We start from the raw sequence: 24,016 nt of genomic DNA, 5'->3' as shown, positions 1-24,016 counted from the left end.
CACCACCCCATAAAAGAAAGTAGCGAAAACATGCGAATGTTTGGAAAAGCAGGGAAGGCGGCAGCAGTTGCTGCCATTGCAGCACTGGCGCTGACCGGCTGCGGACGCGCCGAAACACCCTCGACGGGCGGCTCCAGCGAAGGAACCGGAGGATTCGCGCAGGACTCAGCCATCGGCGTCGCACTTCCCAAGAAGACCAGCGAGAACTGGGTCCTGGCGGAGAAGCTGTTCAACGACGGCCTCACCAGCGCCGGATTCAAGCCGACGGTCCAGTTCGCCAACAACGGTGTGGCCGAACAGCAGAACCAGATCAGCGCCATGATTTCCAAGGGCGCCAAGGTCATCATCGTGGGTGCCCTGGACGGGTCCCAGCTGGGCACGCAGCTCCAGCAGGCCAAGGACGCCGGCGCCACCATCATCGCCTACGACCGCCTCCTGCTGAACACCGAGAACGTGGACTACTACGTGGCGTACGACAACTTCAAGGTTGGCGAGCTCCAGGGCCAGGCCCTGCTCGACGGCATGAAGGCCAAGAAGCCGGCCGGACCGTACAACATCGAACTGCTCGCAGGCTCGCCTGATGACGCCAACGCGAAGGTCTTCTTCGACGGCGCCATGAAGGTCCTCAAGCCCAAGATCGACGACGGCACGCTGAAGGTCCTCTCCGGCCAGACAACCTTCGAGAAGGCAGTCACCCAGGACTGGAAGGCTGAAAACGCCCAGCGGCGCATGGACACCCTCCTCACCGGTTCCTACGGCACCGAATCCCTGGACGGCGTCCTCTCCCCGAATGACACCCTGGCGCGTGCTGTCATCACGTCCGTCAAGGCGGCTGGCAAGCCGCTCCCCGTCATCACCGGCCAGGACTCCGAAGAAGAGTCCGTCAAGTCGATCCTTGCGGGCGAGCAGTACTCCACCATCAACAAGGACACCCGCAAGCTCGTTGAGCACGCAATTGTGATGGTCAAGGACCTCCAGGCCGGCAAGACGCCTGAGATCAACGACGACAAGTCCTACGACAACGGCGTCAAGACGGTTCCCGCCTTCCTGCTGCCCCCGGTGATCGTCACCGCGGAAAACGTCAAGACGGCCTACACCGACGATCCGGTACTCGGCCCGCTGACCAAGTAACACCACGCACCGGACAGCCCGGCTCCCTTCCAAGGGGGCCGGGCTTTTCCGTGCCCGGATCCGGTGCCCGCAGCCTTCACAGCCCAGGCACAGGTCCGGCCGGTTTGTTGCACAGGATGGCCCGCGAGTGTGGATCCGACGCCGGCCTTCCGTGCCGGCACCTGATCCATAGGAGTAACGTGAGCGTCCTTGCCCGCAGTGTAGGCAACGCCTTCAGAAACAAGGTCCGCACGGCCGCCGTTGTGGCAGTGCTGGCCGTTGCCATCGGACTCGCTCTGGCCATGCTGGTGGCCAACCAGGCCGTTGGCGCCAAAGTCCAGGAGCTCAACGCGTCCGTGGGGACGGTCCTCACCGTAAACCCTGCCGGTGGCCAGGGCTTCGAAGGCGGCGGTGAGCCACTCACCGCCAACCAGGCAGCCACCGCGGCGGCCGTGCCCAACGTCGCTGCCGTCGTCGGAACCTCATCCCTGCGCCTGCGTAACGCCACCGAAGCTGCGGCCCAGACCGCTGCCGGCGGCCAGGGCGGGCCGGGTGGCCAGGGCGGGCCCGGCGGCCAGGCCGCGGCGACCCTGACCACCAGCCTCACCGCGGCCGTTGACGCCGGCACGTTGGGGAACCGCAACCAGGCAAGCGGCACCACGGGCACCACCCAGCCGGTCCGGTCGCTGCCCATCACCGCCACCGGCGTCGGCGCCGAAGTGGACACCGCCGGCAAGGCCCTGAACATCACAGAAGGCACCGGGCTGGGCGACTACTCCGCGGAATCCACCAACGCGCTGCTGGGGACCACGCTGGCCGCGAAGAACAACCTCGCCATCGGGTCCACGTTCACCATCAACGACCAGATATACACCGTGGCGGGCCTCTTCGACGCCGGCACCACGTTCGGCAACAACGCCGCCTACCTGACGCTCCCCACCGCCCAGGCCCTGGCCGGGGTGCCCGGCGAGCTGTCCAGCATGATTGTCACCGTGGACTCGCTGGAGAACGTCGACACGGCGAAGACCGCGCTGCAGGCCGCCCTCGGCACCGACGCGGCGGACGTCACCCAGGGCCAGAACCTTGAGACCGCCGTCAGCTCGCTGGGCAGCGTCAAGAACATTTCCTTCATCGCTTTCATCGCCGCCCTCGGCACGGCCGGACTGATCATCCTGCTGATCATGGTGATGCTGGTCCGCGAGCGCCGCCGGGAAATCGGTGTGCTCAAGGCCATCGGCGCGCCCAACCGCACCATCGGCCTGCAGTTTGTCCTCGAAGCCCTGGTCCTCGCGGCCCTGGGCAGCGCGGCTGGCGCCATTATCGCCTCCTTCGCCAGCGGCGGCATCGCCTCGGCACTGATCAGCACCAACACCACCAGCACGACGGCGGCAGCCACCACCGGGCGCGGCGCGGCCATGGCCGGGGCTGCCGGCGGAGCGGGGATGCCCGGCGGCGGCGCAGGATTCCCCGGCGGGCAGGGCGGTCCGTTCGGCGGCGCTTCCCAACTGCTGACGTCCGTCACGGCGAGCGCCTCGCCCGGCGTGATTGCCGGCGGAATCGCCGCAGTCTTCGGTGTGGCGATCATCGGCGCACTGGTGCCGGCCCTGCTGACAGCACGCATCCGTCCCATCGAAGTCCTGCGAGGAGAATAGCCATGATTGAAGTCAAGAACCTGGTCCGTACCTTCAACTCCGGTGACCGCACCATCAAATCCGTCAACGATGTCAGCTTCGAACTCGCCCAGGGCACCCTGGCCTCCATTGTGGGCAAGAGCGGCAGCGGCAAGAGCACCCTGCTGTCCCTGCTCGGGGCCCTGGACAAACCCACCAGCGGCGACGTTGTGGTCAACGGCGTGAGCCTGGCCAAAATGCCGGACCGGAAACTGACGGAATACCGGCGCCGGGACATCGGGTTCGTTTTCCAGCAGTTCAACCTGATCCCCAACCTGTCCGCCGTCGATAACGTGATGCTGCCGATGGAATTCGCCGGCCTCCGCAGGGCTGCCCGCCTGCAGCGGGCCAGGGAGCTGCTGGAGCAGGTGCAGCTGGATCCGGAGAAACACGGGCGGCGGGTCAACAGGCTCTCCGGTGGCGAGCAGCAGCGCGTGGCCATTGCCCGCGCACTGGCCAACGAACCCAAGCTGATCCTCGCGGATGAGCCCACCGGCAACCTGGACGAGCAGACCGGTGACCACATCATCGAACTGCTCAGCAGCCTCCGCCGGGAGCACAACACCACTATCCTGGTGGTCACCCACGACAGGGCATTGGCCAACAAGACCGACAGGCGCTTCCGCCTGCAGCAGGGCAAGCTGACCGAAGAGCCGGTCCGCGCCAAAGCCGTGGCTGGTACGTCGGCCTAGTTCCGGGCGCCGGGTGCAGCGGGGCGGGGCCCGCAAGGCCCCGCCCCTCAGGCATGTCCGACGCCGGCGGGCCCCTGCCTGAATGAGAGGATGGTCACCATGACTACGCCCATCGCCACGCCGTGGCTGACCAGCCAGTCCGATTCCGATCCCCGCTCCGCCACCGGCAAACCGCTGCGCTGGGGCATCATCGCCACGGGTGGGATCGCCAGGTCCGTGACCGGGGACCTGGCGATGCTGGCGGATGCGGAGCTGCATGCCGTCAGCTCGCGGAGCCAGGCGTCCGCGGACGCCTTCGCGGCGGAGTACGGGGTGGGGCACGCCTACGGTGACGACGGCGGTGTACCCGGCTATCAGCGGCTTCTCGCCGATGATGCGGTGGACGTGGTTTACGTGGCCACCCCGCATGCGCAGCACCACAAAATCGTCCTGGCGGCGCTGCAGGCCGGAAAGCACGTCCTCTGCGAAAAGGCCCTGACCATCAATGCGCGTGAGGCCGCCGAGCTGATCGGGATGGCGAGGAGCGGGAACCTGTTCCTGATGGAAGCGGTATGGAGCAGGTTCCTGCCCTCCATGCAGCGGGCGTTTGAGATTGCGGCGTCCGGCGAACTGGGAGACATCCACTGGGTCACTGCCGACCTGGGCTTCCCGGCCCCCTACTCCCCCACGGCCCGGCTTTGGGCCCGGCAGGACGGCGGCGGAGCGCTGCTGGACCTGTCCGTGTATCCGCTGCTGTGGGCTTTGGGAACCCTGGGGTTTCCGCAGACCGTCAGTGCCACAGGTGTGGTCAATGACGACGGCGTTGACGCCCAGAATGCCATGACGCTCGGCTACAACGGCGGCGCCCAGGCTCAGCTCACCTCGTCCCTCCTGGCGCACGGGCCACGGACCGCTACCGTCGCCGGAAGCCTGGGCTTCCTCCAGACCGTAGGATCCATCAATAATCCGCGCGAAATCATGATCGCCAGCGGCTGGGATGACCGCCGGACCGAAACGTTCGAGACAGTTGGCCGCGGGTACACCTACGAGCTGCGGGAGGTAACCCGCTGCATTCAGCAGGGCCTGACCGAAAGCCCGGTCATGCCGCTGGACGACTCTTTGAACACCATGCGCCTCTTCGACGGGGTGCGCGGGCAGCTCGGCGTCAGCTACCCCAACGACCGGCACTGACGGCGGCCTTCCTGTACCTTCCCAACCGCAGGTTTGCCACGGATGGTGTTCGCAGAACATTGGTCCAGACTCTGGACTTTCCCGGCGGAACGGTCTTAGGCTGGGGTTTCGTCGAATGCGCCGTCACTGGGGGTGGTATGCATGGCAGGAACCCGTTCGCCATGGCATGCCCTGCGCCCGATCCTGCTGGCAGGTGCGGCCGCCGTCACCTGGCTGACCCTCTCGGCCACCGCGTCTTCGGCCGACGTCCTTTCCGACGCATCATCACTTCTCGGTGAGACCACCGGATCTGTCTCGTCGGTGGCCAAGAAATTGACGGAGCCGGCCTCCGTTTCACCCAAGCCTGCACCGGCATCATCTGACCCCGGCCTCCTCAGTCCGGTGGCAGGGGGCGTCTCCGGTCTCGCCGATAACGTGGCGTCGTCGCTGCCCATCGTCGAGCAGGTGGTCTCGGCAGGCACCGTGGCGACTGTCACCACGCCCGTGGCCACCGCAGTTGATGCGATCACGGTGGCAGTAACCGAAGTGGCGTCCGCACCTGTGGCCGGCTTCCCTGTTCTGGAACCTGTGGTGAGTCCCGTTGCCGAGGTGGTGGCCGGCGTCGCGCCCGTTCTGGACCCAGTCGTCGCACCCGTCACGGAGATCGTCACCGACGTCGCACCCGTCCTGGACCCCGTCGTCGCACCCGTCACGGAGGTACCTGCGCCGGCAGAGGTCCGGATTCCGGCCCCGGCAGGAGCTCCGGTTCCGGTGGTTACGGAGCCTTCAAACGTTGCAGCACCGCTGACCGCCGACCAGGAGAGCAGCGGCTCCGATCCAGCCGGAGCAGCGGAATTGAACACCGCCGCCATCGCCGTGCCGGCTTCAACCCGCGCCATCGTGGCGGTTCCTGTTGGTGGTTTGCTTTCCGCAACGCCTGCGGTGTCGGCAGTTCCGGCGGTTGAGCCAGCATCGTCGGACGGACATAACCCGGGTTTCCCTGCCCCTGAGCCCGTGCAGGTACCGGCCGTTTCAGGATCGGGCGCAGCCAGCAGCGCGTCGTCAGCCAACTCCGCGGGCGCCCCCGCTTGGCTGGCCTCGATTGAACTTCTGCTCCCAACCCTCGGCGCAACTGTTGCAGCAGATTTCCTGGAGCACGCAGTCTCGCCGGTGTCTTTCGACCCCGGATCATCTCCCGACTAGTTGAGCGACCTTCTGCCCCAGGGCGGAACGAGTCCATCTGGGTGCGGTTGCGCCCACCAACAACTTTTCAGGAGAAAAACCATGAGTTACAACCTTCGCAGGGGGCTGCTCGGCACCCTCTTTGCCGGCGGGCTTCTGGCCCTCGGCTGCACGGCGGCGAACGCCGCCGACACAACCAATGGATCGGATCTTGCAGCATCCGCGTTTGTAAAGGCCACTGCCGGATCCGATTCCAAGACGGTTGATGCCAAGGCCACTGTCGCGCTGACCGGTGGGGACAAAGGGCAGACCGCACCGTCCCAGGCCAACCTGCTTGATGCTGCTGTCAATATCGATCTGGGCGGCAATGGCGGATCCTCCGCACCGAGCACCACACCCGGTGGCCTTGTAGACGCAATCGTTGATGTGGACCTCGGCAACAACAATGACACCACCGCACCGACCACCACACCCGGCGGACTCGTAGACGCCGTCGTGGACGTCGACCTCGGAGGCAACAACAACGGCACCACCCCACCGACCACCACACCCGGTGGCCTCGTGGACGCCGTCGTCGACATCGACCTCGGCGGCAATGGGACAGCGCCCACTAGCGACACCACACCCGGCGGACTCGTGGACGCCGTCGTCGACATCGACCTCGGCGGCAACAACAACGGCACCACCCCACCGACCACCACACCCAGTGGCCTCGTAGACGCCGTCGTCGACATCGACCTCGGCGGAAACAACAACGGCACCACCCCACCGACCACCACACCCGGCGGACTCGTAGACGCCGTCGTCGACATCGACCTCGGCGGCAACAACGGCATTGATGTCGTGGTTGATGTTGGCATCGGTGGCGGGACTGAGGCACCCGGCACCGAAACCCCGGGCACTGAAACACCCAGCACGGAAACACCCGGCACTGAGACACCGGGTACCGGAACTGAGATGCCTGGCACTGAAACACCCGGCACCGAAACCCCGGGCACCGAAACACCCGGCACTGAGGCACCGGGGACCGGAACTGAGATGCCAGGCACCGAGGCACCGGGCACCGGCGCTGGCGCAGCACCTGCGGGTTCCACCGCCGTGGCGGGCGTCATAGCAGTCGACACCGCCACGGGAGCCACGGGAGCAGCGGCCAACCAGAGCGTCAACGCACAGGGTTCCAACACCCAGGGCGCAAAAAACCTGGCCAACACCGGCCTTGACGCAGGGCTGCTGCCGTTGGCACTCCTGCTGCTGACGGCTGGAATCCTGATACTCCGCAGGCGCCGTATGTCGTAGGGGTGCACCAGGCGAAGCCCGCGGTTCCGCAGCCCGAAAGGAGTTGCTGAACCGCGGGCAGACCCTGCCCGCGGCGCCTCATCAGTTACCGGAGCGGCCCCCGGACGTATACTTTTGCGTACAGGATCCCCGCAGCTACCAGGAGGAACACGTCATGGTGGCGGAAGTGCCCAGTTCCATCACACAGGAGATGGTCGGCGGCCGGTACCGGTTGGGTGAGGTGATTGGTCGCGGCGGGATGTCCGCCGTGTACTGCGCCCGGGACGAAAATCTGGGCCGCGACGTGGCCCTCAAACTCTTCGCACCGCAGGCTCCGGACGCCGATGACCTGAAGCGGCAGGAAGCGGAAATCCAGCTTCTGGCGACGCTGAACCATCCCGGCCTGGTCACCCTGTTCGACGCCGGAACCGACGAAAGGGTTCCTGACGAACCACGGCCGTTCCTCACCATGGAACTCGTGGCGGGCCAGGACCTGCGCAGCCGCATCAGGCACAGCCTGGTGCCCTTGGACGAGCTCTCTGTCATCGGCGCCGGCATTGCCGACGCGTTGGCGTACGTCCACGGCCTCGGCATCATCCACCGCGACATCAAACCCGGGAACATCCTGCTGGTGCAGAACCGGCCGGGAGAGCCCGTGCGGCCCAAACTGACCGACTTTGGCATTGCCAGGATCGTTGATGCCACCCGGCTGACCTCTACGGGAACCATGGTGGGAACGGCAGCCTACCTCAGCCCCGAGCAGGCCCAGGGCGAACCGCTGACCGGCGCAACGGATATCTACTCGCTGGGCCTTGTCCTCCTGGAATGCATCAAGGGTGTGGTGGAGTACCCCGGCAGCGCGATCGAATCCGCAGTGGCGCGGCTGCACCGTGCCCCGGAGATCCCGGACGACCTGCCCGGCGAATGGGCCGACCTGCTCCGCTCCATGACCTCGATCGAACCCTTGGAGCGGCCCGCAGCCGCCGACATCGAAGCTTCGCTGCGGCAGGCCCTCGTCTCACCGGAGTCCACACCCGGCGGGCTCGTTTCGGACACCACCAGGGTACTCCCGGCCATGCCCTTCCACCCGCCATCCGTCACGGTCGAGGAGACCACGGAAAGCACTGGATCCCAGACGCTGCCGCCCGCGTCGGACACCCCCAGTGAACCACGCCCAAAGTGGAGGTCCCGGCTCGGGCTGATCCTCGCCCTTCTGGCGGCATTCGCGGTGGTAGTCACCGTTGTCCTTCTGAACCTGCTTCCCGATGCGTCCGGCGTTGTGCCCTATCCCGAAGTAACCGGCACCCTGGGCGACCAGCTTGAGAACCTGCAAAGGAGCGTGGAGCCATGAGAACGTCCCTCCCTCCGAAGCGGTGGCGACGGATCCCGGTGATCTGGTCCGCCGCCCTCCTTGCGCTGGGCCTGCTGGCCGGCTGCTCCGGCGGCGAAACAGGGCTGCAGCGCGACACTGCCCGGCAACTCCAGGAACGCGTCCTGGAAGTGACCCAGGCGTCGGCGAAAAATGACCCGGCCGCGGCACTCAAGGCCCTGGACAGCCTGGACGCGGAGTTGGATGCTGCCCTGGCGAAGGGCCAGATCTCCACGGAGCGGCATAAGAGCGTCACCACGATCGCCGACGGTGTCCGCGCCGACCTGCAGGCGGACTTGGCGGCGGCCCAGAAAGCTGCCGAGGACGCCAGGATTGCGGCGGAGAAGGCGGCGGCTGAGAAAGCAGCGGCGGAAAAGGCCGCTACGGAACCACCCGCGCCGGCTCCATCGCCGGAGACCATTGTGCCGGCTCCAGCTGCCACGGAGGCGCCTGCCCCGGACCCGGGCAGCGGCAACAGCGACTCCAACTCCGGCGATAACGGCAACGACAGCGGCTCCAATAACGGGAACGGCAACGACGGCGGGGACAAAGGCAAAGGCAAGGACAAAAACTAGAGCCGCGTTTGGTCGCCGCCCCACCCATCCGCTGACGACGGCGGCCGCCCGGCGTGCGAGGGACGTCCGGCTGGTCAGTTGTTCCGTCAGTCCGTACCGGCCGGGGTGCCCAGGTCCGGCAGGGTTGCAGCCCGGCCGGTGACGAGTCCCAGGACAGCAGCCAGTGCCGGCCAGGAACTGTTGCCGGGCCTGGTCCGGGCGTAAGCACGCATCCGGACTGCGGGGTCCGCCAGCGGGAGCAGGCTGACGCCCGGGGCGGGCCTCCGGTTGGCCGGCAAAAGCCCCACACCCATTCCTGCGACAATCAGGTCCTCCACAAGATCAAGGCTGTCTGCCTGGTGCCTGACGTGGGGCTCGAAACCCGCCATGGAAGAAATCAGCCGCAGGACCTCCTCATCAGCCCGGTTCCGGGAATTGCCGATCCAGTCCCGTTCCCGCAGGGACCAAAAAATCTCCTGTGCAGTCCCGCTGACAGCGGCCGCGGAGTCCGGCACGCCCAGGCTCCACAGCGTGCTCCACAACGCGATGGAATCAAACTCCCTGCCGGCCCTGTCCGGCGCCAGCGTGTAATCGTAGGTCAGCGCCAGGTCCACCTCGTCGGCAGCCAGCAGGGCCAGCGCCTCGGCCGGTTCATGCTCCCGGACCTCGATCTTCACATCCGGGTGGCTGCCGGCCAGGTCACCCACGATCGGCATGATGATGCTGCGGACTGCGGTGACGAAGCCGGCCACGCGCACGGTACCGGCAGGCTCCGCTGCAGGGTCCAGTTCGGCAGTGGCAGCGTTGACGGCCGCGACGATGAGGCCGGCATGATGGGCCAGCCGGCGGCCTGCCGGGGTGAGCCGCACTCCCCTGCCCACCGGTTCCAGCAGCGGGGTTCCGGCTTCGCGCGCCAAAGCCGCGATCTGCTGGGAGACGGTGGAGGTGGTGGTGCCCAGGATATCCGCCACGTGGCGCATCGACCCCTGGCGAGAGAGTTCGAGCAGTACTTCGAGGCGCCGCGTTTCCATAAACCCAATTGTGCATGATTTGTGGACGGTTTATGCATCTTTGTCACGTGGACGCCAACAGACAGTTCCGGTCTACTGGACGGATGCCCAGCACACACAAAGAACACACCAGCGCCCGGACCGGAACAGCAATGGCTGGCGCAGCCATGTGTTGCGTCCAGCTCGGACTGGCAGCCTCCATCGGACTGAGCGACAGGCTGGGCGCGGACGGCGTCGCGTGGTTGCGGCTGGCCTGGGCCGCCGTGATCCTCGTGGCATTCACCCGACCGTGGCGCTCCCGGTTCACCCGGTCGGGCCTGCTCACCTGCGTGGCGCTGGGAGTCGTCACCGCCGGCATGACACTTTTGTTTATGGCGGCGGCCGTGCGGATTCCGCTGGGCACCGCCAGCGCCCTGGAATTCCTGGGGCCGCTGTCCGTTGCCGTCATCAGGGGCAGGACAGCAGGTCGCTGGTGGGCCGTGGTTGCTGCCGTGGGCGTGCTGGCCCTGACCGAACCATGGCATGGCGGCACCGATCTGGCCGGAGTGCTGATGGCGCTGGGCGCCGCGGCCTGCTGGGCCGGCTACATCCTCCTCACCCAAAAGGCCGGCGACGAGGTCAGCGGCCTCCAGGCGCTGGCCGTCTCGATGCCCGTCGCCGCTGTGGCTGCCACCGTGGTGGTGGGGCCGGCCGTCTTCGCCCACCTTGACTGGCAGTTGTTGCTGGTGGGCGCGGGCCTGGCCCTGCTGATGCCGGTGATCCCGTTCAGCCTGGAACTGCTGGCCCTCCGCCGCCTGAAAGCCTCCGTGTTCGGCACCCTGATGAGCCTGGAACCTGCCATCGCCGCCGCCGTCGGCTTTGTGGTGCTGGGCCAGGCTCCGGGGCTGATTGCATTGCTGGGCGTGGCACTGGTGGTGGCGGCCGGCGTCGGCGTGACCCTCCAGCCGGGCCGGACGCGCCAGCCTGTCGCCGCCTGACGGCAGACGCCTAACGGAAGCCGCCAGCGCCAAATCAAGCCAGGCCAATCCATCCCACCAACAAAAAACAAAAAGTGGCGCCGCCCCGGTCCGGGACGGCGCCACTTCAGCAGGGCGTGAAGGTTAGTTCAGCGTGGAAATGACCTTGTTGAGCGTGGCGGACGGCCGCATCACGGCGGATGCCTTGGCGCTGTCCGGGTGGTAGTACCCGCCCACGTCAACTGCGGAACCCTGTACTGCGGCGAGCTCGCCCACAATGGTTTCCTCCTTGGCGGAGAGCTCCCCGGCGATGGCGCTGAACGAGGCGGCCAGGTCGGCGTCGGCCGTCTGCTTGGCCAGTTCCTCAGCCCAATAGCGGGCCAGGAAGTAGTGGCTGCCACGGTTGTCCAACTCGCCGGCGCGGCGGCTGGGCGACTTGTTTTCCAGCAGGAAGGTTCCGGTGGCGCGGTCCAGCGTGTCGGCCAGGACCTGCGCGCGGGCGTTGCCCGTGGTGGTGGCGAGGTGCTCGAAGCTGACGGCCAGGGCCAGGAACTCGCCCAGGCTGTCCCACCGCAGGTGGTTTTCCTTGATGAGCTGCTGGACGTGCTTCGGGGCCGATCCGCCGGCGCCGGTTTCGAAGAGTCCGCCACCGTTCATCAGCGGCACCACGGAGAGCATCTTGGCGCTGGTTCCCAGTTCCAGGATGGGGAACAGGTCCGTGAGGTAGTCGCGGAGGACGTTGCCGGAGACGGAGATGGTGTCCTCGCCCTTGCGGATGCGCTCCAGGGTGAAGGCGGTGGCCTTGACCGGCGAGAGGATCTGCAGGTCCAGGCCGTCAGTGTCGTGGTCCTTGAGGTACTCGTTGACCTTGGCAATCAGGTTGGCATCGTGCGCGCGGGTTTCGTCCAACCAGAACACCGCGGGCGTCTGGGAAGCGCGGGCGCGGGTGACGGCCAGCTTGACCCAGTCGCGGATCGGGGCGTCCTTGGTCTGGCAGGCGCGCCAGATGTCACCTTCGGAAACGGTGTGTTCGATCAGGACGGTGCCGGCGCCGTCGACGATCTGGACGGTTCCCGCTTCCTGGAGCTCGAAGGTCTTGTCGTGGCTGCCGTATTCCTCGGCGGCCTGCGCCATGAGGCCCACGTTCGGGACCGTGCCCATGGTGGTGGGATCGTAGGCGCCGTGGGCGCGGCAGTCGTCCAGGACAACCTGGTAGATGCCGGCGTAGGAGCTGTCCGGGAGGACTGCCAGCGTGTCGGCTTCCTGGCCGTCCGGGCCCCACATGTGGCCGGAGCTGCGGATCATGGCGGGCATGGATGCGTCCACGATGATGTCAGAGGGGACGTTCAGGCTGGTGATGCCCTTGTCCGAGTCCACCATGGCCAGCGCCGGGCCGTCTTCGAGGCCCTTGGTGATCAGGTTCTGGACGCCTTCGCGGACGTCCGCGGGCAGGTCGTCCAGGCCGCTGAGGATGGCGGCGAGGCCGTTGTTGGGGCTCACGCCGGCAGCTGCAAGCTGCTTGCCGTAGGTCTCGAAGAGTTCCGAGAAGTAAGCCTTCACCACGTGGCCGAAGATGATGGGGTCGGAGACCTTCATCATGGTGGCCTTCAGGTGCGCGGAGAAGAGGACGCCTTCTTCCTTGGCGCGGGCCACCTGGGCCTTGAGGAATTCGTCCAGGGCGGCGGCGCGCATCACGGTGCCATCGATGACCTCGCCGGCCAGGACGGGGAAAGCCTTCTTCAGGACCTTGACCGAACCGTCTTCACGGACCAGCTGGATGGCGATGGTGCCGTCCTCGCCGATCACCACGGACTTCTCGTTGGAGCGGAAGTCGTTTTCGTCCATGGTGGCAACGTTGGTCTTGGAGTCGGGGCTCCAGGCGCCCATGGAGTGCGGGTTCTGGCGGGCGTAGTTCTTGACGGACAGGGGCGCGCGGCGGTCCGAGTTACCCTCGCGCAGCACCGGGTTCACAGCGGAGCCCTTGATCTTGTCGTACCGCGAGCGCACGGCGGTTTCCTCGTCCGACGAGGGGTTGTCCGGGTAATCCGGCAGCGCGTAGCCCTGGCCCTGCAGCTCTGCAATGGCGGCCTTCAGCTGCGGAATGGAGGCGCTGATGTTGGGCAGCTTGATGATGTTGGCTTCCGGCGCCTTCGCCAGTTCGCCAAGTTCGGCGAGGGCGTCGCCGCTCTGCTGCTCCGGCGTCAGGTAGTCACCGAACACGGCGATGATGCGGCCGGCGAGCGAAATGTCGCGGGTCTCCACCTCCACACCTGCAGTCGAAGCAAACGCCTCGATGATGGGCAGGAACGAATAGGTAGCCAGCATCGGCGCTTCGTCGGTGTGGGTGTAGATGATCTTGGACATGCGCGGGCGTCTCCCTGAAGGTCGGCTTGGTTGTGAAATTTTTGTCTATTTCACCAAGTACAACTTACCCGAGGACGCGGGTTTGAACCCTACCGGGACACATGCGTTACCGCGGCGGGGAGCCGGACTACAGCGATGGAGAACGCACGACGGCGGCACGCACCCGGGTGCCCGGCCGTCGTCGTGCGCTGGCCGGCATAGCCCACCCACGAGCAATACATGAGATGTCACTACTATTTACAAACTTGTCATATCCGGATATGTTCCCTAAGTCACACCGGCCCAACCCCACGGGCCGGCCCAAACGTTCAGACAGGACAACTATGACTCGCACCAAGTCTCTGGCCACCAGCCTCCTGAGCCTTTCAGCAGCAGCCATTCTGGCACTCAGCGCCGCAGGATCAGCCACCGCTGCACCTGCTCCCGCCGAGGACAAGTCAGCCCCTTCCGTCACCGGCACCGCCGTCGAGTCCGCAGGCGCAGCCGATTACTGGACCGCCGACCGGATGCTGACCGCCGTCCCTGCGGACCAGCGGGCCAACCGCGCAGTGCAGCGCTCCCTTGGCCTGGACCGTGCGCTGGCGGCAAAGGGCGCTCCGGCCTCCGTGGAACCCCTTGCCGCCAAATCCCCGGTCCTGAAGGCCGCCAGCGAATCTCCCGTGGCGCACATCGGCAAGATCTTTTTCACCCAGGGCGGGCAGAACTACGTGTGCTCCGGCAATTCCGTGGCAGCCACTAACAAGAGCACCGTGTCCACCGCGGGCCATTGCCTCAACGAGGGCCCCGGCGCGTTTGTCACCAATTTCGTTTTTGTCCCGGCGTATAACAACGGCGCCGCACCGTACGGCAAGTGGGCGGCCAAGGCCCTCTACGCCCCCGCGCAGTGGACCGGCCAGGGCAACATCCAGTACGACACCGGCTTCGCCGTGGTCTCCCCGCTCAACGGCCGCACCCTCGCGGACACGGTGGGCGCCTCCGGGGTCCAGTTCAACGCCGCCCGCGGGCTGACCTACAAGGCGTTCGGTTACCCGGCCGCTTCCCCCTTCAACGGCCAGACCCTTAAGAGCTGCGCTGGAACCGCCACGAACGACACCGTCAACCCCGGCGGCACCACCCAGGGCATCCCCTGCGACATGACCGGCGGTTCCTCAGGCGGCCCCTGGTTTGTGGGCAGCAGCTCCACCGGCAAGCAGAACTCCGTCAACAGCTACGGCTACGGCCAGAACTCCACCAAGATGTACGGCCCGTACTGGGGCACCGTGATCCAGCAGACGTATGCCACCGCGGCAGCGTCCTGACCGGACCCCGGCCCACCCGGAAACCGTCAGCCACAGCGACGTGAGCCAGTCAGCCGGGGAGATCCTCGCGTACTGGACGGAGCAGCGGATGGCGGAGGCAACTCCCCCGGACCTGCGGCGGCCGGCCCCGGATGATGCTGATCCGGACGCCGCGCACCCTGGCTCCTGAGGCGGACTGATTAAACAGCGACGGCGCCCGTCCCCTGAGAAGGGGGCGGGCGCCGTCGTTCATGTCAGTGGAAGAAGTGCCGCGCTCCCGTGAAGTACATCGTGATGCCGGCGGTGTTGGCCGCTGCCACCACTTCCTCGTCACGGACGGAGCCGCCGGGCTGGACCACGGCGCGGACGCCGGCGTCGATCAGGATCTGCAGGCCGTCGGCGAACGGGAAGAACGCGTCCGACGCTGCCACCGCACCGCGGGCGCGCTGCGGGGCACCGGTGGAATCGGCGTTTGAGGCTCCGCCGGCGCCGTCGACATCCGAGTCAACGGTGATGCCCAGCGTGTTGGCCCGCTCCACGGCGAGGCGGCAGGAGTCCAGGCGGTTGACCTGGCCCATGCCGATGCCGACGGCCGCGCCGTCGTTCGCCAGCAGGATCGCGTTGGACTTGGCTGCCCGGCAGGCGGTCCAGGCGAAGGCGAGGTCGGCGAGTGTCTTCTCGTCTGCTGCCGCACCTGCTGCGAGGGTCCAGTTGGCGGGGTTATCGCCGTCGGCGTCCACCTTGTCGGCCATCTGCACCAGCACGCCGCCGGATACCTGGCGGATTTCTGACGGGTAGCGGCCGTAGCCTTCCGGCAGGGCCAGCAGGCGGATGTTCTTCTTCTTGGAGAGGATCTCCACGGCTTCGGGCTCGAAGGACGGGGCAATGACCACCTCGGTGAAGATGCCGGCCACGGTCCGGGCCATGCCGGCGGTGACGGTGCTGTTCGCGGCAATTACGCCGCCGAAAGCCGACACGGGGTCGCAGGCGTGGGCCTTGGCGTGGGCGTCGGCGATGGGATCTTCGGCGTCCGCCCCGCCTACTGCGACACCGCACGGGTTGGCGTGCTTGATGATGGCCACTGCCGGTTCGGTGAAGTCGAACGCTGCGCGGAGGGCGGCATCGGCGTCCACGAAGTTGTTGTAGCTCATGGCCTTGCCGTGGATCTGCTCGGCCTGGGCGATGCCGGCCGGGGCGGCCTTGTCCACGTACAGGGCTGCCTGCTGGTGCGGGTTTTCGCCGTAGCGGAGTACCTCGGAGCGTTCCAGCGAGAGGCCGGCGTAGGCGGGCCAGTCGACGATGCCGTCGCCGTCCTCGTCCAGGAACTGGCTGGCCGTCCAGCTGGCCACGGCGGTGTCGTACGACGCGGTGTGCGCGAACGCCTTGGCGGCCAGCCGGCGTCGTGTCTTCAGGTCGAAGCCGCCTTCAGCCGCGGCGGTGACCACGGCGCCGTAAAAGGTGGGGTCAACAACAATGGCGACGGCGGCGTGGTTCTTCGCTGCCGAGCGCACCATGGCGGGCCCGCCAATGTCGATCTGCTCCACCACGTCGTCCTGCGCGGCGCCGGACTTGACGGTCTCCACGAACGGGTAGAGGTTCACCACCACCAGGTCGAAGGCCTCGATTTCCATGCCTGCGAGGGTTTCCATGTGGGCCGGGACGCGGCGGTCGGCGAGGATGCCGCCGTGCACGCGCGGGTGCAGGGTCTTGACGCGGCCATCAAGCATCTCCGGCGAACCGGTGACTTCCTCGACCTCCTGGACGGGGATGCCGGCGGCGGCGATCTTCTTGGCGGTGGAACCGGTGGACACCAGCTTCACGCCGGCTGCGTGCAGGCCGGCGGCGAGCTCCTCCAGGCCGGTCTTGTCGTAGACCGAGATCAGGGCCCGGCGGATGGGGACTCGGTCGATGGACACGCGCTCATGCTGCGTAAAGCTCACAGATGTCTCCGTCTTTTCTCGCGGAACAGTGCCGCGGTTGGTGGGGATACCGCCAGTTTATCGCGAAGCGGCGATTGCTCCGCGTGGCGCCGGCAGTGTGAACGTCAGCGGGCGGCGCTATGGTTTTCCCAGGAGGCTGCAATGAATACTTACACCACTGTGCCCAGCGGCGAACAGGTGGTCCAGGAACTGCCCTGGCGCTGGAAAGTCCAGGGCAGGATCTTCGTGATCGGTGGCCTCGGCTTTATGTTCGACGCCTGGGATGTGACCCTCAATGGGATCCTGATCCCGCTGCTCTCAACACACTGGGCCCTGTCCGCCGGCGAGGTGGCGTGGGTGGGCACGTCCAACCTCATCGGAATGGCCGTCGGCGCCTTCGTTTGGGGAACCATCGCGGACACCATCGGGCGTAAAAAGGCGTTCACCGCCACGCTGCTGATCTTCTCCATCTTCACGGTGCTGGGCGCGTTCTCCCCCGACTTCATCTGGTTCTGCATCTTCAGGTTCATGGCCGGGTTTGGCCTTGGCGGCTGCATTCCGGTGGATTACGCGCTGGTGGGAGAGTTCACCCCACGCAAGCAACGCGGCAAGGTGCTCACCGCGATGGACGGCTGGTGGCCGGTGGGTGCCGCCCTGGCCGGCTTTGTCTCGGCCGGACTGGTGGCCCTTTATGGCGACTGGCGCTTGACCATGCTGGTGATGGTGCTCCCGGCCCTGCTGGTGTTCTGGGTCCGGCGCAGTGTCCCCGAGTCCCCGCTGTTCCTCATCCGGAAGGGCCGGCGCGACGAAGCTGCCAAGGTGATTGACGGGCTGGTGGCGGCCACCGGCGCGGAGCCGCGGGCTTACAGCCTGCCCGAGGCCCAGGATGTGCCGCGGCTTTCCGCCGGCAGCGCCTGGCACCAGCTCCGGGCGGTGTGGCAGTTCAACTGGAAGATCACAGCGGCTGCCTGGTCCCTGTTCTTCAGCATCCTGCTGGTCTATTACCTGTCCCTGACGTGGATGCCCCGGATCCTGATCCAGGCCGGGTTCGCCGAGTACAAGGCCTTTGTGACCACGGCGTCCATGGCCGCCGTCGGACTTCTTGGCGTTATTGTGGCGGCGTTGCTGGTGGAGCGCGTGGGCCGCAAGTGGATCCTGGCCATCACCGGCCCGCTGTCAGCCCTGACCCTGGTGATTGTCGCGTTTGTGGTGGACATTCCCACGGCCGCGGTGTTCTGGCTGCTGGTGTTCGGGTTTGTGGTGCAGGTGGCCATTCCGGTCCTTTACGCCTACGTGTCCGAGCTGTACCCTACGGAGCTGCGGGGAACGGGCTTCGGCTGGGCGTCAACGTTCTCGCGGCTCGGCGCCGGGTTCGGGCCGCTCATTTTCGCCAACTACTTCTGGCCGGAGCTGGGCCTCGCGACCTCCTTCGCCCTGGCCGGCGGGCTGATTGTGCTCGCAGTGGTGTGGATGGCGTTCTCGTCGCCGGAGACCAAGCAGCGCCGGCTGGACTGACCCCTTTCCCCCCTCCCCCTCCCCTCCCAACTGACTCGCAGTTGTTGTCGTTTTGAGCCCCCAAAACGACAACAACTGCTAGTCAGTTGGGTCTGGCGGGATCGATGTGACAACACATTGTCAGCGGGTCCGGATACTGTCATTTCGAAGCGCCGGTGACTGACCGGCGACTGAGATTGGGGGGGCGAATGAATCAGCATGTACCGTCGTCTTTGTCGCGGCCTGTCCCCGACCCGGTCAGCCGGGTCAGGGAGCGTATCAGCGGCCGTGTCCAGGAACGCAGTATCGCCATGTCTGGCGAATGTGTAAATCCCCGACAAACCGGAGCCAGGTGGAACTTCGACCTGGTTTCGGTGACACCCGAAGGCATCGAGTACCTCGCCTGCACCATTTGGGAGCAGGCGTCACAGAATATCGATGCGAGGCTACGGCACAGCGGAGGTTCGCTGGAGCGGGCCATGTCCGCAGGCATGGTGCTTGAAGTGAGGGGTAATGCCTGGCTCAGCAAAGAGGGCCAAGTATGCGTTTCTGTAACCGCCGTCGAACCGGGATTCATCCGGCACGGAAGTCTGCATATGGAAGACAAAAGGGCTACAGCTGCACTCAAATCCGCGGGGGTACCCCGTGAACGGTTCAGCCCCGGTTTCACCCACGACAACTCAAAATACGCGTTTCACGATATCGACTGCAATCCTCAAAACATCATGGTGTTGGGGCCTGAAGGAGCGCGGGGGCTCGGGGATTTCCAGCGTCACCTGCGTCATAACACCCGTCGCTCTGCCCCACAGGTCACCTACAAGGCATTTTCCTGCACCCGGACTTCGAGCATCAGGGCCTTCGAGTCGCTGTTGGCCGAAGCTCAACGCCTGCAGATGGACGCGGTCCTACTGGTCCAAGGTGGTGGACACTGGAGCTGGTTGCGTGGCTACGCCCGCGCGGAGCTGGCCTTGGCCATTCACAATTCCCGCGTGCCAGTGGTAACAGCCTTGGGACACGATGCGGACGTCCTGCTGGCCGACAGAGCCGCAACGTTGTCCTTCATCACCCCCACCGCAGCGGCGGAAGCAATTGGCGCTGCCCTCAAGTCAAGCCACTTCCAAAAAGTGAACGAGGAACGCAAGGATTCAGAGGCGAAGCGGCGGGCTGCCGCCCTTGCCGCCAGAAGTTACGAAAAGACCCAACATGAATATCAGATCGCGAACTTAATGCGGCAAGTGGCTGCTGCCACTACGACAGCTAACGAAGCCTGGCGGTTGCAGCGTGAAGCCGCAGCTTCCGCCGGCTCGTCGCACTTTGCGCATGCGAAAGATCTCATCGAAACGGCTGAACGTCGGGTTCGGCTGTTTTCCAGACTTTTCACTGCCGCCACCATCGCAGCCGGCGTTGCCCTCATCTTTTTCGCCGAGGACGTTCTGGCGATAACTTCTAAAGGTGCTGGCCCGAGCCAATATTGGATCTACGTCGCAGCTGTCATCATGTGCGGAGCATCCTCCGTGTATGCCCAGAGACTCAGCCGGACGATGATGTTGCTCCCCGCGGAAAAGCCTATGAAGCGCCCGCCCGAAAGTTGGGCAGCATGGCGGCACGCAATGATGGATGTCCGAACCATCAGTGGTCTCCGAAAGCTACGGCGCCACAGGCCCAACTAGGTCCCGGGCCAGCCCCTATCCAGCATCGCGGCGCGGACCTTGCGGACGGCGGCGCCCGCCTCGTGGCGCATGTGGCGTTTGGAGATGCGCATCAGCAGCCATCCGGCCCTGCTGAAATCTTCTTCGCGGGCGATGTCCCGGACTATCTGCGCGGCGTCGGAATGCCCCTCGCCCTCATATTCCGCCGCCACCTTGTACTCGGGATAGGACAGATCGGGCTGGCGGACGACGCCGAAGCCCAAGTCCGTGGGCGCGTTCAACTCCGGCTCGGGCAGTCCTGCGTCCTCCAATGCCAGCCGCAGCCGCGTTTCCTGCGCGGAATCCGATCCCACCCTCGACCGCTCCAGCGCCAGCCGAGCCTTCTGGATTCCGGGAGTTCCTTTGTGCCGGTCGAGCATGTCAGCCAGGTCACCCGGCGTGGCATACGGTTCCGTGCGTCCTTCGAACTCCGGCCGCGGGTGACGCACCAGATGATCGGCCACAACAGTGATCTCCTCAACGCTCATCCGCCGTGAACAGTCCAGCCATGTCCGAAGCCGCGTGGTGATCAAGAGCGCGTTCAGGTTGGTGATTTCGTCGTCGAAAAACTGGCCAACATGGCCAACCACGCCCCGCCTTCGAACGATCCCCATGGTGTCCGGCCGCGAAATGTGGATGAGACCGGTCTTGGACCCCGGCAGGAACCCTGGAAACCCCCAGAGTACAAAGGCGGTGGCGTGTGATGCGGCGGAGAAGCTGGTCACCTGCGAAAAAGGACGCACATCTTCCAGTGTGTTCCCGCAGGCCGGACCCGTGCGCGGGCCACCACTGGGCACCCGGATACCCCTGCTGGGCGAGTGCAGCGATACGTGCCGCAACCGCCTGAAGCTGACGCCGGCGTCGACCGCTTCCTGGAAGGTGAACGCGGCCAGATCAAGCTGCACCGGCAACGGACGGGGAGTCTTCACCCCTTCATAATGGCAAACCGGGTGGGAGAGTTTCGGAGTTATCCACAGGCACACGGTCCCCCACCCAACTGACTCGCAGTTGTTGTCGTTTTGAGGGCTCAAAACGACAACAACTGCGAGTCAGTTGGGAGAGAGGGGGCTACTCGGTCCGGGAGGGCGCAGCGAGGGCTGCCAGCGTGGACACCAGCAACCGGCGCTCCACCACCTTGATCCGCTCGTGCAGGGTTTCCTCGGTGTCGGCTTCCTCGATGGTCACGGCTTCCTGCGCGATGATGGGGCCGGTATCCACTCCGGCGTCGGCCCAGTGGACGGTGCAGCCGGTGACCTTGACCCCGTAGGCCATGGCATCCCGGACGCCGTGCGCACCGGGGAAGGCCGGCAGCAGGGCGGGATGCGTGTTCAGGTATTTGCCTTCGAACGCGTCGATGAAGGACGGGCTGACGATCCGCATAAAGCCGGACGACACCACGATGTCCGGGGTGAACGCGGCCACCGCTTCGGTCAGGGCAGCGTTCCATTCCGCGCGGTCCGGGTGCGCTTTGAAATCCACCACAAACGTGGGGATCCCGGCGGCTGCGGAGCGTTCCACGCCGTAGGTGCCCGGCCGGTCGGCTCCCACCGCCGCAATGTCGACGTCGAGCTCCCCCGCTTCAACCGCGTCTATGACTGACTGGAGATTGGACCCGGTTCCGGAAACGAGGACAACGATACGCATGGGACTAGCTTATGGGCACGCTCGCGTAGGCTGGAAAACATGAACAGCACACCGGATCCAGGCGGGCCCCAGCAAACGAAGGCCCCGCTCAGTGAGGCAGCCAAGGCCTCCCTGGCCAGGACCCGGTCCCTGTTCCGGATGTTTATTGTCTCCGTGCTGGGGGCCTACTTCGTGTACCAGCTGGATGTGGGCTACCTCTGGCTGACCGCCATCCTCACGGCGGCAAGCATTGCTCTGGGCATCGTCCTGCTGGTCCGGGAGGCGAAGTACCGGCAATCCAGGCTGGTGATGTTTGGTGCCATCTCGGGGCTGGTGGTTTCAGCGGTGATGGCGCTGGTGATCATGGTCACTGCGTTGTTCTACGGCGACGTCAGCGACTACCAGGCCTGCGAGAGACGGGCGCTGACGGACCAGGCGCATTCGTCCTGCATGGTGCAGCTTCAGGATGCCTTCCCCGGCGCGCCCTGATCCGGCAGACGGCAGACGGCAGCCGGCACCCGACAGCCGCCACCAGCACCGGCTTAATGCACCAGCTGCGCGTTGTGCTCCGGCACCGTCTGCCCGCGTTCCAGCCAGGGTCCGGCCGCGTAACCGATCACGACGCCGATCCCCACCTCGGCGGCCACCCAGACTCCCGTCCACAGCGGGTCAGGCCCAATGTCGGTCAGCCGTCCCAGTCCGGCTGAGCCCCGCGCCAGGAATGCGGCCCCCATGGCCAGCAGTCCCGCGGCCAGCCCGGCGAGCAGGCCCAGCACCAGCGTGGATGCCGACGCCGTGAACCAGCGGGCACGGATTTTGATGGACAGCCATTCGTCGAAGTGGTTTTCACCTTCGCGGAGGAACCACCAGCCCGCCAGGACACCGGCCAGCACGGGAACCATCAGCGCCACGAAGCCAAACTCCAGCCCGCCCGCCGGAATCGCGGCCAGCACCGGAACCGAGGGCAGCGGCCCCACGGCCGTGGCCAGCGGGCCCACCTGGGATCCGGCACCCATGGCGAACCCCGCCCCGGAGGTCCAGGACAGCGCAAACACCACCAGGTTGGGGAGGTACCCGAGCTGCGCGATGGTGAGTGCCGCACCGCCCACCACACCGGCGTCGAGCGCCTCGTAGACGGTCACCACCAGGTTCCAATGGATAAAGAGGTCCACGGCCAGCAGCACCGCCGACAGCGACAGCGCCACCAGGACGCCCACCACGCCTGCCTTGGCGGCGGACGCAAGGTACGAGCCCGCCCAGCGCGAATGCTGGCTGGTCCGGGAAATCCAGTCCACCGCGTCCACACCGATGAGCCGGCTCCACGATCCCGCCTCGCGCCGGGCCCCGATGATCATGCCCAGGGCAAAAGGGATCAGCGGGAACAGCATGGCGTGCCAGAGATTAATAACGACGTCGGGCGTGCGGCACACAAAGGCAGTCGCGGCTCCGAAGACGGAATAGACAGCCCACGAGCCCAGGAGCGCCTGCCACAGTTGGTCAGTGTAGGAGGCGCGCGCCAGCCGCCGGCCGGCGCGCCAGGCCAGGAGGAAGGGAATAAGGGTCAGGCCCAACGGCACCAGGCTGAGGATCCCGCTGGCCCCGGTGGCCGCTGCATCCTGCCCCACGCCCACCAGTTTCAGCGGTACGCCGTGGACCAGGAGCCAGGACTGTCCGGCCAGGCGGGCCAGGACATCAGGCTGCCCGTTCTGGAAACCCGCAGTGGCCCAGACGGCGATGATGGGGGCCAGCACCGCGAGCGCGGAGATGACGGCGGCCTGCACCGATTCCAGCACACCCTGCAGCCATAAGGGCATGGGTAGGCCACGGTCTCCGGTCTGATCAGCGCGCAGTTTCATCGTGTTCCATGGTGTCACGCCGGGCAGCCCGCGCCGGTGAACGACAGGCGCGCCACGGCAGACCCGGCCCGGGCATAACAAACGCCGGGGCACCACACGGGTGCTCCCGGCGTCGTTATTCCAGCTGACCAGCCAGGCCGACGCCCCCAATAGCAGGAACCCCGCCGGCCTGGATGGAACCGGTCAGGCGCGGCCGTCGCCGTCGCGGCGGTCCGGTGCCCTGTACCTGCGCAGCCGTGCCGCGCGGGAGGGTGCAACTGCCGCGGGCGGCTCTGCGCCGATACCGGCGGTGGGGGTGCCGGCGTTCAAGTCGGCATCGCCTTGGAGGTCCACGGCTTCCACGGTGGTGTCCTGCACATCCGAGTAGGTGCGGACTTCCCTGTCGTAGTGGGTGTACAGCCGGTCCTCCTCCTCCGGCGTGAGGTGGCCGTCCGCCTCGACGCGCGGCGCGTCCTTCACGTGGTCCTTGGAGAAGGGGACCACCAGGTTGCCGTCCTCGCTGCGCGCACCCTCGACCGGAACAAATGACTGCGAGGTGCCGAAAAGGCCGGTCTTGACGGTGACCCAGGTGGGTTCGCCGGTGTCATCGTCGGCATAAAGCTGGCCGATGGAACCGATGGTGGTCCCATCGGCACTTACAACATGGCCGCCCCGGCTGAGCAGTCCTTCAATGTCTTCCCTCGCGAGCATGGGTCTCCTTGCCTGCGCCCGGCAGATGCCCGGCAGTGGTTGTCCCCGGCGCCGGAGTCCAGCGCCGGGGTCCGACCCCGGCTGCTTGAGGCCTCATTGCTTGCCCTCTACAGTAAGCATGCTTAGTAGAAAAAGGGA

21 protein-coding genes are annotated in these 24,016 nt (G+C 66.2%); 14 read left to right on the top strand and 7 right to left on the bottom strand.

Features of this window, described 5'->3' with window-relative positions; translation table 11 throughout:
• The first annotated feature begins 30 nt into the window (after window positions 1-30).
• From ACU18_RS07310 to ACU18_RS07275, 8 genes are all read left to right on the top strand, one after another.
• Window positions 31-1,131, top strand: a complete 1,101-nt coding sequence (locus tag ACU18_RS07310) for a substrate-binding domain-containing protein (RefSeq protein ID WP_050684873.1) — start codon at window positions 31-33, stop codon at window positions 1,129-1,131.
• 179 nt (window positions 1,132-1,310) lie between these two features.
• Window positions 1,311-2,762 carry an ABC transporter permease gene (locus ACU18_RS07305; protein WP_050684872.1) on the top strand — a complete coding sequence of 484 codons (1,452 nt, stop codon included), beginning with the start codon at window positions 1,311-1,313 and terminating at the stop codon, window positions 2,760-2,762.
• Between the two features lie 2 nt (window positions 2,763-2,764).
• Window positions 2,765-3,472 (top strand): ABC transporter ATP-binding protein, encoded by a 708-nt coding sequence (locus tag ACU18_RS07300; RefSeq protein ID WP_050684871.1) that lies wholly within the window; start codon window positions 2,765-2,767, stop codon window positions 3,470-3,472.
• A 99-nt stretch (window positions 3,473-3,571) separates the two neighbouring features.
• Window positions 3,572-4,642, top strand: coding sequence for a Gfo/Idh/MocA family protein (locus ACU18_RS07295; protein WP_050684915.1), 1,071 nt, complete (start codon window positions 3,572-3,574; stop codon window positions 4,640-4,642).
• 141 nt (window positions 4,643-4,783) lie between these two features.
• Entirely contained in the window at window positions 4,784-5,824 is a 1,041-nt protein-coding gene (locus ACU18_RS07290; protein ID WP_050684870.1) for a hypothetical protein, read from the top strand.
• 81 nt (window positions 5,825-5,905) lie between these two features.
• On the top strand, window positions 5,906-7,099 hold the full coding sequence (locus ACU18_RS07285; RefSeq protein WP_050684869.1) for a hypothetical protein: 1,194 nt from the start codon (window positions 5,906-5,908) through the stop codon (window positions 7,097-7,099).
• 154 nt (window positions 7,100-7,253) lie between these two features.
• Complete coding sequence (locus ACU18_RS07280) at window positions 7,254-8,429, top strand: serine/threonine-protein kinase (protein ID WP_050684868.1); 1,176 nt, start codon at window positions 7,254-7,256, stop codon at window positions 8,427-8,429.
• Window positions 8,426-9,022 carry a hypothetical protein gene (locus ACU18_RS07275; RefSeq protein ID WP_082178224.1) on the top strand — a complete coding sequence of 199 codons (597 nt, stop codon included), beginning with the start codon at window positions 8,426-8,428 and terminating at the stop codon, window positions 9,020-9,022. The genes ACU18_RS07280 and ACU18_RS07275 overlap by 4 nt, the downstream gene beginning before the upstream one ends.
• A gap of 86 nt (window positions 9,023-9,108) precedes the next feature.
• Here ACU18_RS07275 and ACU18_RS07270 read toward each other — a convergent pair whose 3' ends face one another.
• Window positions 9,109-10,032: a LysR family transcriptional regulator gene (locus ACU18_RS07270; protein WP_050684867.1), complete on the bottom strand. Its 924-nt coding sequence runs from the start codon at window positions 10,030-10,032 to the stop codon at window positions 9,109-9,111.
• A gap of 83 nt (window positions 10,033-10,115) precedes the next feature.
• On the opposite strand from ACU18_RS07270, the gene ACU18_RS07265 reads away from it, so the two are divergent.
• Window positions 10,116-10,988, top strand: coding sequence for an EamA family transporter (locus tag ACU18_RS07265; protein ID WP_050684866.1), 873 nt, complete (start codon window positions 10,116-10,118; stop codon window positions 10,986-10,988).
• Between the two features lie 123 nt (window positions 10,989-11,111).
• On the opposite strand, the gene ACU18_RS07260 is transcribed toward ACU18_RS07265, so the two are convergent.
• On the bottom strand, window positions 11,112-13,331 hold the full coding sequence (locus tag ACU18_RS07260) for an NADP-dependent isocitrate dehydrogenase (protein WP_050684865.1): 2,220 nt from the start codon (window positions 13,329-13,331) through the stop codon (window positions 11,112-11,114).
• A 323-nt stretch (window positions 13,332-13,654) separates the two neighbouring features.
• Here ACU18_RS07260 and ACU18_RS07255 point away from each other — a divergent pair, with 323 nt between their 5' ends.
• Together ACU18_RS07255 and ACU18_RS20350 are read left to right on the top strand one after the other, a co-directional pair.
• Window positions 13,655-14,629, top strand: a complete 975-nt coding sequence (locus tag ACU18_RS07255; RefSeq protein ID WP_157407621.1) for a trypsin-like serine peptidase — start codon at window positions 13,655-13,657, stop codon at window positions 14,627-14,629.
• 40 nt (window positions 14,630-14,669) lie between these two features.
• Entirely contained in the window at window positions 14,670-14,798 is a 129-nt protein-coding gene (locus ACU18_RS20350; RefSeq protein WP_268760268.1) for a hypothetical protein, read from the top strand.
• A 64-nt stretch (window positions 14,799-14,862) separates the two neighbouring features.
• On the opposite strand, the gene purH is transcribed toward ACU18_RS20350, so the two are convergent.
• On the bottom strand, window positions 14,863-16,548 hold the full coding sequence (purH, locus tag ACU18_RS07245; RefSeq protein WP_050684862.1) for a bifunctional phosphoribosylaminoimidazolecarboxamide formyltransferase/IMP cyclohydrolase: 1,686 nt from the start codon (window positions 16,546-16,548) through the stop codon (window positions 14,863-14,865).
• 141 nt (window positions 16,549-16,689) lie between these two features.
• Between purH and ACU18_RS07240 the strand changes: the two genes are divergently transcribed.
• Window positions 16,690-18,042, top strand: coding sequence for an MFS transporter (locus tag ACU18_RS07240; protein WP_050684861.1), 1,353 nt, complete (start codon window positions 16,690-16,692; stop codon window positions 18,040-18,042).
• A gap of 188 nt (window positions 18,043-18,230) precedes the next feature.
• Complete coding sequence (locus ACU18_RS07235; protein WP_082178223.1) at window positions 18,231-19,691, top strand: exodeoxyribonuclease VII large subunit; 1,461 nt, start codon at window positions 18,231-18,233, stop codon at window positions 19,689-19,691.
• Here ACU18_RS07235 and ACU18_RS07230 read toward each other — a convergent pair.
• Together ACU18_RS07230 and purN are read right to left on the bottom strand one after the other, a co-directional pair.
• Complete coding sequence (locus tag ACU18_RS07230; protein WP_231686023.1) at window positions 19,688-20,614, bottom strand: endonuclease domain-containing protein; 927 nt, start codon at window positions 20,612-20,614, stop codon at window positions 19,688-19,690. The two genes, ACU18_RS07235 and ACU18_RS07230, sit on opposite strands and share 4 nt — an antisense overlap.
• A gap of 163 nt (window positions 20,615-20,777) precedes the next feature.
• Window positions 20,778-21,353: a phosphoribosylglycinamide formyltransferase gene (gene purN, locus ACU18_RS07225; RefSeq protein WP_050684858.1), complete on the bottom strand. Its 576-nt coding sequence runs from the start codon at window positions 21,351-21,353 to the stop codon at window positions 20,778-20,780.
• A 39-nt stretch (window positions 21,354-21,392) separates the two neighbouring features.
• Between purN and ACU18_RS07220 the strand changes: the two genes are divergently transcribed.
• Window positions 21,393-21,821, top strand: a complete 429-nt coding sequence (locus ACU18_RS07220; RefSeq protein ID WP_050684857.1) for a hypothetical protein — start codon at window positions 21,393-21,395, stop codon at window positions 21,819-21,821.
• A gap of 53 nt (window positions 21,822-21,874) precedes the next feature.
• On the opposite strand, the gene ACU18_RS07215 is transcribed toward ACU18_RS07220, so the two are convergent.
• On the bottom strand, window positions 21,875-23,188 hold the full coding sequence (locus tag ACU18_RS07215; protein ID WP_050684856.1) for a cell division protein PerM: 1,314 nt from the start codon (window positions 23,186-23,188) through the stop codon (window positions 21,875-21,877).
• 183 nt (window positions 23,189-23,371) lie between these two features.
• Entirely contained in the window at window positions 23,372-23,878 is a 507-nt protein-coding gene (locus ACU18_RS07210; protein WP_050684855.1) for a PRC-barrel domain-containing protein, read from the bottom strand.
• Between the last annotated feature and the right edge of the window lie 138 nt (window positions 23,879-24,016).

The sequence above is a fragment of the Arthrobacter sp. ZBG10 genome (genome assembly GCF_001238605.1).
Lineage (GTDB): Bacteria > Actinomycetota > Actinomycetes > Actinomycetales > Micrococcaceae > Arthrobacter.
Note: the sequence above shows the minus strand (reverse complement) of the source record. Positions and strands in the feature narration are given on the sequence as shown.

Excerpts from the sequence above, each read along its gene's own strand:
- ACU18_RS07215 (WP_050684856.1), bottom strand. The coding sequence starts at position 23,188 with ATGAAACTGCGCGCTGATCAGACCGGAGACCGTGGCCTACCCATGCCC.
- ACU18_RS07310 (WP_050684873.1), top strand. The coding sequence starts at position 31 with ATGCGAATGTTTGGAAAAGCAGGGAAGGCGGCAGCAGTTGCTGCCATT.
- ACU18_RS07295 (WP_050684915.1), top strand. The coding sequence starts at position 3,572 with ATGACTACGCCCATCGCCACGCCGTGGCTGACCAGCCAGTCCGATTCC.
- ACU18_RS07235 (WP_082178223.1), top strand. The coding sequence starts at position 18,231 with ATGAATCAGCATGTACCGTCGTCTTTGTCGCGGCCTGTCCCCGACCCG.
- ACU18_RS07210 (WP_050684855.1), bottom strand. The coding sequence starts at position 23,878 with ATGCTCGCGAGGGAAGACATTGAAGGACTGCTCAGCCGGGGCGGCCAT.
- purN (WP_050684858.1), bottom strand. The coding sequence starts at position 21,353 with ATGCGTATCGTTGTCCTCGTTTCCGGAACCGGGTCCAATCTCCAGTCA.
- ACU18_RS07260 (WP_050684865.1), bottom strand. The coding sequence starts at position 13,331 with ATGTCCAAGATCATCTACACCCACACCGACGAAGCGCCGATGCTGGCT.
- ACU18_RS07220 (WP_050684857.1), top strand. The coding sequence starts at position 21,393 with ATGAACAGCACACCGGATCCAGGCGGGCCCCAGCAAACGAAGGCCCCG.
- ACU18_RS07290 (WP_050684870.1), top strand. The coding sequence starts at position 4,784 with ATGGCAGGAACCCGTTCGCCATGGCATGCCCTGCGCCCGATCCTGCTG.
- ACU18_RS07270 (WP_050684867.1), bottom strand. The coding sequence starts at position 10,032 with ATGGAAACGCGGCGCCTCGAAGTACTGCTCGAACTCTCTCGCCAGGGG.
- ACU18_RS07285 (WP_050684869.1), top strand. The coding sequence starts at position 5,906 with ATGAGTTACAACCTTCGCAGGGGGCTGCTCGGCACCCTCTTTGCCGGC.
- ACU18_RS07275 (WP_082178224.1), top strand. The coding sequence starts at position 8,426 with ATGAGAACGTCCCTCCCTCCGAAGCGGTGGCGACGGATCCCGGTGATC.
- ACU18_RS07255 (WP_157407621.1), top strand. The coding sequence starts at position 13,655 with ATGACTCGCACCAAGTCTCTGGCCACCAGCCTCCTGAGCCTTTCAGCA.
- ACU18_RS07300 (WP_050684871.1), top strand. The coding sequence starts at position 2,765 with ATGATTGAAGTCAAGAACCTGGTCCGTACCTTCAACTCCGGTGACCGC.
- ACU18_RS07240 (WP_050684861.1), top strand. The coding sequence starts at position 16,690 with ATGAATACTTACACCACTGTGCCCAGCGGCGAACAGGTGGTCCAGGAA.
- ACU18_RS07280 (WP_050684868.1), top strand. The coding sequence starts at position 7,254 with ATGGTGGCGGAAGTGCCCAGTTCCATCACACAGGAGATGGTCGGCGGC.
- ACU18_RS07265 (WP_050684866.1), top strand. The coding sequence starts at position 10,116 with ATGCCCAGCACACACAAAGAACACACCAGCGCCCGGACCGGAACAGCA.